Origin of the sequence: Tamlana sp. I1 (genome assembly GCF_015355625.1) — a bacterium.
Classification (GTDB): Bacteria; Bacteroidota; Bacteroidia; order Flavobacteriales; family Flavobacteriaceae; genus Pseudotamlana.
In genome coordinates this window covers 133,690-139,761 of the sequence record NZ_JACLAF010000014.1, presented here as the reverse complement: position 1 = coordinate 139,761, position 6,072 = coordinate 133,690, and the positions used below count along the sequence as shown (strand labels likewise).

Sequence of the window (6,072 nt, the reverse complement as noted above, 5' to 3'; positions counted from 1 at the left end):
AAAATACTTAATAAGTATTTCTGGAAGTAATAAATTGGCTATGGCTAATAATGAATCTGATGGCATTAAAAATTTTTATTCAAAGGTCTTGCTTTTTTAGATGCTCCACAACTTTTGAGATTGACCCAAAACTTTTCGATCAAGAAAATAATAGTTAGAGATTCAACATTTATTTCAAAAGAAAAACAAATCAGCTTCACAACCAAGTCCAAATATTAGAGAGCAATTTAATTTCACCATCATTAAGCTGTTAAGAAAAGCTATATATTCAAAAAAACAACTAAAAAACTGTTCAAAATTAACAGAATTACCCTGAATATATGCCAAATTAACTTAACACAAACACAACATTATAATAACAGATAAAATAGCACACAAATCCGTCAATTCCAATGTTTTACAACACGGCATTCTGCTGTAAATTTGTACCATAGAAAGTTAAAAACAACATATTATGAGACATATATTTACACACTCGAAAAAAGGAATTTTAATGGTAACATTGTTTGCTACCTTATTAAGTTTCGCAAAAGAATCTACTATTTTTTTCAACCTAGAAATTGTAGTAAACAAAACAGCACTTACATTAAACAATGTAAAAGAGGGCAACTTATTAACGCTTAAAGATAAATATGGTGCTATTCTTTATGAAGAAACCATTAAGGAATCTGGAAAGTATTCAAAACAATTTGAATTGTCTTTTTTACCAAACGGAATCTACACTTTTGAAGTTGATAAAGATTTAGAAATAAATTTAATTCCATTCAAAATTACAAATGGTATTGCCTTTTTTGAAAAATCAAAAGAAACAACCGTTTACAAACCAATTGCACGTGTTGAAGGCGATTTAGTTTACGTGAGTAAATTATCTATAGATCACGAATCTCTTGATATTGAAATTTACCACACAGATTTTAACAGAGAAGAAAAACTTATTCATACAGAATCGATTTCAGACTCTAAAAAAATAGAACGTGTTTACAAACTAGAAGGTTTAAACAAAGGAAACTACAGAATTGTACTTAGTTCTGCTGGAAAAACGGTTGAAAAATACTTCTAATATACATTTTAATTTAGTTTAGTTGATTAAGGTGGGCTTTTAAAAAAGTTCACCTTTTTTTGTTTTAAAAAAACCAAAATAAAACCAGGCATCACCTTCAAATTTAAAATAGAAAACGATACAAAATTAACAGAATTACCTCTGTTATATGCTATTTTAATTTAACCCAAACATAACTTAAAGATAACAGGTAAAATAACACATAAATTGGTCAATTTCAATGTTTTACACCACGTAAATCGGCTGTATATTTGTACTATAGAAAGTTAAAAACAATTAATTATGAAAAAGATACTTACACACTCGAAAAAAGGAATTTTAATGGTAACCTTATTTGTTACTACATTAAGTTTCGCAAATGAAGTTTCAATTTACACTGTTGAAAATGTAGCTGCTAAAACAACTGCACTTACAATAAACTATGTAAAAGAAGGCAGTCTTTTATCGCTTAAAGATAACTATGGTACTGTACTTTATAAAGAAACTATTAAAGCAACTGGAAGATACTCTAAAGGATTCGATTTAAGCTTTTTACCAAGCGGATCTTATAAATTTGAAGTTGATAAAGATTTAGAAATTAAAGTGATTCCTTTTACAGTAGCATCTGGCGTAGCAAATTTTAATAAAGCAAAAGAAACAACACTTTATAAGCCAATGGTTAAAGTTGAAGATGATATTGTTTATGTAAGCAAATCGTTTCTAGATGCGTCTCCTCTAAATGTTGATATTTACTTTGTGGATTCAAACAACAATTCAGAACTTATTTTTTCTGAAACTATTAAAGCTGATTCAAAAAACATTGAACGAATTTATAAATTAGAAGGCTTAAGAAACGGAGCTTATAACATTGTATTAGATTCAAATAATCGTCAAATTGTAAAAACGATTAAGTAATAATTAGATTACAACAACTTATTATACTATTAAATAGGTGGACTTATAAAAGTTCACCTTTTTTGTTTACAAGAGTTTTAGTTTAACAAAATAATGATGTAAAAATAACAGATAAAATAACACATAAAGTAGTCAATATCAATGTTTTATATATTCATTTTGAGTTCTAACTTTATAATGTTGAACGTTAAAAATAACATACTATGAAAAACGTAATGAAACACTCAAAAAAAGGAATCTTAATGGTAACTATGTTAGCTACCTTGTTAAGTTTCGCAAAAGAAGCACCATTTTACACGATTGAAAAAGGTGCAAAAAGAACCTCCCTCACTTTAAATTTCGTAAAGCAAGGCAACCTGTTATCTATTAAAGATGTAAACGGCGTTATACTATATAAAGAGTTAATTCAAAATTCTGGAACCTTTACAAAAGCTTTTGATTTAACAAGCTTACCAAATGGAGCTTATGTTTACGAATTAGACAAAGATCTAGAAATAAATGTCATTCCTTTTTTGGTAACTCACGGAACCGTTTTATTCGACAAAGAAAAAGAGGAAACCATTTACAAACCGTTTACGCGTGTTAAAGGGAATATCGTTTACGTAAGTAAACTGGAGCTTAAAAACGAACCTCTTAAGATTGAAATTTATGCAATTACAAACTACGGTGATGAGCTTTTAATGTCTGAAACCATTGAAGGCACAACAAACATTGAGAGAGTTTACAAATTTAAAGGATTATCACGAGGAGATTATAAAATAGTTTACCGCACAGCTGGTAGAGAATTTGTAAAAATGATTTAATTTCAAAAGAACCACTTACTATTAACACTAACTAAAGGGCGCTTTAAACAGCGCTCTTTTTTTGTTTTTAAAAAAGTTCTAAGGAAACCTAATAAAATGATTAATGAAAATATAAACGATTTGTATTAGTTCCCTGGAAAATCTGGTTTTCGCTTTTCAAGGAAAGCGGTAGTCCCTTCTTTAAAGTCCTCGGTTCCAAAACTATTTCCAAACTCTTGAATTTCAACTTCAAAACCATTGACACCAGATTTGTAATTTGCATTCACCGCGTTAATCGCCGCCCCTATCGCTACCGAAGAATTTCGAGCTATTTTATGAGCTATCGTTTCGCTAAGAGGCAATAAATCTTCCTGAGTAGTGACGTGATTAACCAAACCAAAATTTAAAGCCTGATGGGCATCAATCATCCCGGCCGTCATAATCATTTCTAAGGCGCGACCTTTACCAATTAATTGTGGCAAGCGTTGTGTACCTCCGTACCCTGGAATAACCCCTAAAGACACTTCTGGCAATCCTAATTTGGCATTATCGCTGGCCAATCTAAAATGACAAGCCATGGCCAATTCAAGCCCACCACCTAAAGCAAAACCATTTACAGCTGCGATAACAGGCGTTTTTAGGTTTTCTACAAAATCGAATAAATGGGCATGACCTTCGGCTGCTAACATTTTACCCTGTGCTGCAGAAAAATTTGAAAACTCACTAATATCGGCGCCAGCCACAAAAGCTTTTTCGCCACTTCCTGTAACAATAATAACTTTTGTTTTTGGGTCTAAATCGGCTTCTTTAAAAGCAGCATGCAACTCGTTAATCGTTTCTTTATTTAGAGCATTTAATTTTTTAGGTCGATTAATTGTTATCGTACTAATAAAGCCTGATCTATTTAAAATAATTGTTTGGTATGCCATAATGAAGTGTTTTTACGCCTTAAAAAGGCCATTTTAAAGACGATTAAATTTACTGAAATTTTTTAAGCTGAACTGTGAAATGACTTAGTAATAATTATTGAAACAGATTTATAAACCCTACCGCTAAGCTCTACTTAGTGGCCATAAAAGTAAACTTCAAATAATCAAGCTTAGAACACAAGTTACCAATTTATAAAACTGTTTTTATTTTTAAAATCTTCATGAGAATGGGTTTACCGCCGCCACTAAGCGGAGCTTAGCGGAAGCCTGGAATTTTAAACTCCTCCTACCTAGCTTTTGGAAAAACCACTTTAAAAGTAGTGCCTTTATCCTTTTCTGAAACAAACGAAATGGTTCCGTTGTAGGTTTCAACAATGTTTTTTACCATGGCCAAACCTAAGCCCATACCACTTGTTTTGGTTGTAAATTTAGGTTCGAATACTTTTTCTCGGCTTTCTTCAGAGATGCCAGAACCGTTATCGGAAACCAAAATAACCACGTTGTCTTTGACTTCAGAAACTTGAACCACAATTTTGGGGGTATTTTCTCCTGGCATGGCTTGAATAGCATTTTTCACCAAATTGGTAACCACACGAATAAGCTGAGTTCTATCAATTTTCGCAATAACTTTTTCGGTTTCAGCATAAAAAGCAATATAATTTTCGTTGAAAATATCTAATGCTAGTTTTACAATTTCAACCACATTTAAGTTCTCGTTTTGTTGGGCTGGCATTTTTGCGAAATTGGAAAACGCCGACGCAATAGAACTCATGGTATCTATTTGCTGAATTAAAGTTTTTGTGTATTCGTCAACCTTCAAATAGATGTTTTCATCTTCAGGATTAAACTTCCGCTGAAAATTTTGAACCGTTAATCGCATTGGTGTTAACGGATTTTTAATTTCGTGAGCCACCTGTTTTGCCATTTCGCGCCAAGCTTGTTCACGCTCACTTTTTGCGAGTTGAATGGCACTTTCTTCAAGCTCGTCTATCATACTATTGTACGAATTCACCAAAGTAGTTATCTCTTCGCTAGTATCGTCTACTACAATTTTTTCATTAAGTTGCTCAAGTCTAGTTGCATTAATTTTATCGCTAATCGCTTTTAAAGATTTGGTAATGTATTTAGAAAGTAAAAACGCCAAGCCAATAGCCATAAACAGTACAAAAGTAAAAGCATAGCCCATTCGGGTTAAGAATTCTTGAAGTTCCTTTCTTAAAAAATCATCCTTTTCTAAATAAGGTATATTTAAAATAACTAACGCTTTAGATTTTTGATCGGTAAGATAGGTGTACGACGATAAAAAGGTTTCACCATTTTCAACATGCTTATCCACATACCTATGCACAGCGGTATTTGAAAGCGCATTTAAAACCTCTGGATCTATGCATTTATCGGCAATATTATTTCTAAAACCAGCCTTTGATGAAATGAGCAAAGTCCCATCCAAATCGTATAAATTAATTTGTAGTTTGTGTATGTCGGCAATATTGTAGATTTCTTCTTTAAAAATAACGGCAATATTTTCGGTTTTAACCTCCCAAGTATTGTGTCTGCCGTTTAATACACGCCTAAGATGCGTGCTTATACTTTCTTCCATACGCTCCAAACGCTCGGTATGGAAATCTTCACTTTGCTGTTTGTATTGGTTAACAGCCACTACCGATATCAGTATAGAGCCTAACAAAACCAAAAGGATCATAGCTAGAAAAATACGGGTACGCAGCGAAGGTTTTTTAAATCTAAAAGGCACTTGAATCTTGTATTAGTGCTTAAATATAGCAATAATCAAACCAAAGGAACCTTAGGCCGATTTAAAAAATAAGAATTTATATGAAGTTATGATTTACAGCAAATTAAGCGTCTGGATTTTTAGCTCTAATTTGTTTATAAATTTTAAAACCAAGCATGATTAAAACACCTAAAACTATAATGCCAACAACGCCCCAAACCCAATTAATCGCACTTTTTAAAATGACTAAAAACACAACGGCGAAAAGAATAAATGTGGCTCCCTCGTTCCAAATACGCATGAAACTAGATGATTTTTTCACCACATCGATTTGCAATTGCTTGAAATATTGATGGGTTTTTAAATGATAAATAATAAGAAGTACTACAAAAGCCAATTTAACTTGCATCCAAGGTTCTTCTAACCAAAGGGGTTGTAAAATAAGTAACCAAACGGCAAAAACAGTAGCTAATATTGCTGACGGCCAGGTAATGATGTACCACAATCTTTTAGCCATTAACTTTAGCTGTTTTCCTAGAATTTCTTTGTCTGGAGACGGTTTATGAAAAGCTTCAATTTGATAAACAAACAAGCGCGGAATATAAAATAATCCAGCAAACCAAGTGATTACAAAAATAAGATGAAACGATTTTATATAGTTGTAATATTCCATAA

Annotated in this window: 6 protein-coding genes; 3 read left to right on the top strand and 3 right to left on the bottom strand. The window is 32.0% G+C overall.

Translation table 11 applies throughout. The annotated features are described in order from the left end of the window. Positions 1–454 precede the first annotated feature (454 nt). The 3 genes from H6X70_RS13875 (at position 455) to H6X70_RS13865 (ending at position 2,757) form a co-directional block, all read left to right on the top strand. Positions 455–1,060 carry a hypothetical protein gene (locus H6X70_RS13875; protein WP_194768285.1) on the top strand — a complete coding sequence of 202 codons (606 nt, stop codon included), beginning with the start codon at positions 455–457 and terminating at the stop codon, positions 1,058–1,060. 282 nt (positions 1,061–1,342) lie between these two features. Continuing rightward, positions 1,343–1,954, top strand: coding sequence for a hypothetical protein (locus tag H6X70_RS13870; RefSeq protein ID WP_194768284.1), 612 nt, complete (start codon positions 1,343–1,345; stop codon positions 1,952–1,954). 203 nt (positions 1,955–2,157) lie between these two features. After that, positions 2,158–2,757 (top strand): hypothetical protein, encoded by a 600-nt coding sequence (locus tag H6X70_RS13865; RefSeq protein WP_194768283.1) that lies wholly within the window; start codon positions 2,158–2,160, stop codon positions 2,755–2,757. Between the two features lie 125 nt (positions 2,758–2,882). Here H6X70_RS13865 and H6X70_RS13860 read toward each other — a convergent pair whose 3' ends face one another. From H6X70_RS13860 to H6X70_RS13850, 3 genes are all read right to left on the bottom strand, one after another. Beyond that, positions 2,883–3,665, bottom strand: coding sequence for an enoyl-CoA hydratase/isomerase family protein (locus H6X70_RS13860; RefSeq protein ID WP_194768282.1), 783 nt, complete (start codon positions 3,663–3,665; stop codon positions 2,883–2,885). Positions 3,666–3,951: 286 nt separating this feature from the next. Continuing rightward, positions 3,952–5,367, bottom strand: coding sequence for a sensor histidine kinase (locus H6X70_RS13855; RefSeq protein WP_194768281.1), 1,416 nt, complete (start codon positions 5,365–5,367; stop codon positions 3,952–3,954). A 154-nt stretch (positions 5,368–5,521) separates the two neighbouring features. Next, positions 5,522–6,070: a CopD family protein gene (locus H6X70_RS13850; protein ID WP_194768280.1), complete on the bottom strand. Its 549-nt coding sequence runs from the start codon at positions 6,068–6,070 to the stop codon at positions 5,522–5,524. Positions 6,071–6,072: the final 2 nt, after the last annotated feature.

Coding starts and splice junctions, on each gene's coding strand:
- H6X70_RS13875 (WP_194768285.1), top strand. CDS start 455: ATGAGACATATATTTACACACTCGAAAAAAGGAATTTTAATGGTAACA.
- H6X70_RS13870 (WP_194768284.1), top strand. CDS start 1,343: ATGAAAAAGATACTTACACACTCGAAAAAAGGAATTTTAATGGTAACC.
- H6X70_RS13865 (WP_194768283.1), top strand. CDS start 2,158: ATGAAAAACGTAATGAAACACTCAAAAAAAGGAATCTTAATGGTAACT.
- H6X70_RS13860 (WP_194768282.1), bottom strand. CDS start 3,665: ATGGCATACCAAACAATTATTTTAAATAGATCAGGCTTTATTAGTACG.
- H6X70_RS13855 (WP_194768281.1), bottom strand. CDS start 5,367: ATGATCCTTTTGGTTTTGTTAGGCTCTATACTGATATCGGTAGTGGCT.
- H6X70_RS13850 (WP_194768280.1), bottom strand. CDS start 6,070: ATGGAATATTACAACTATATAAAATCGTTTCATCTTATTTTTGTAATC.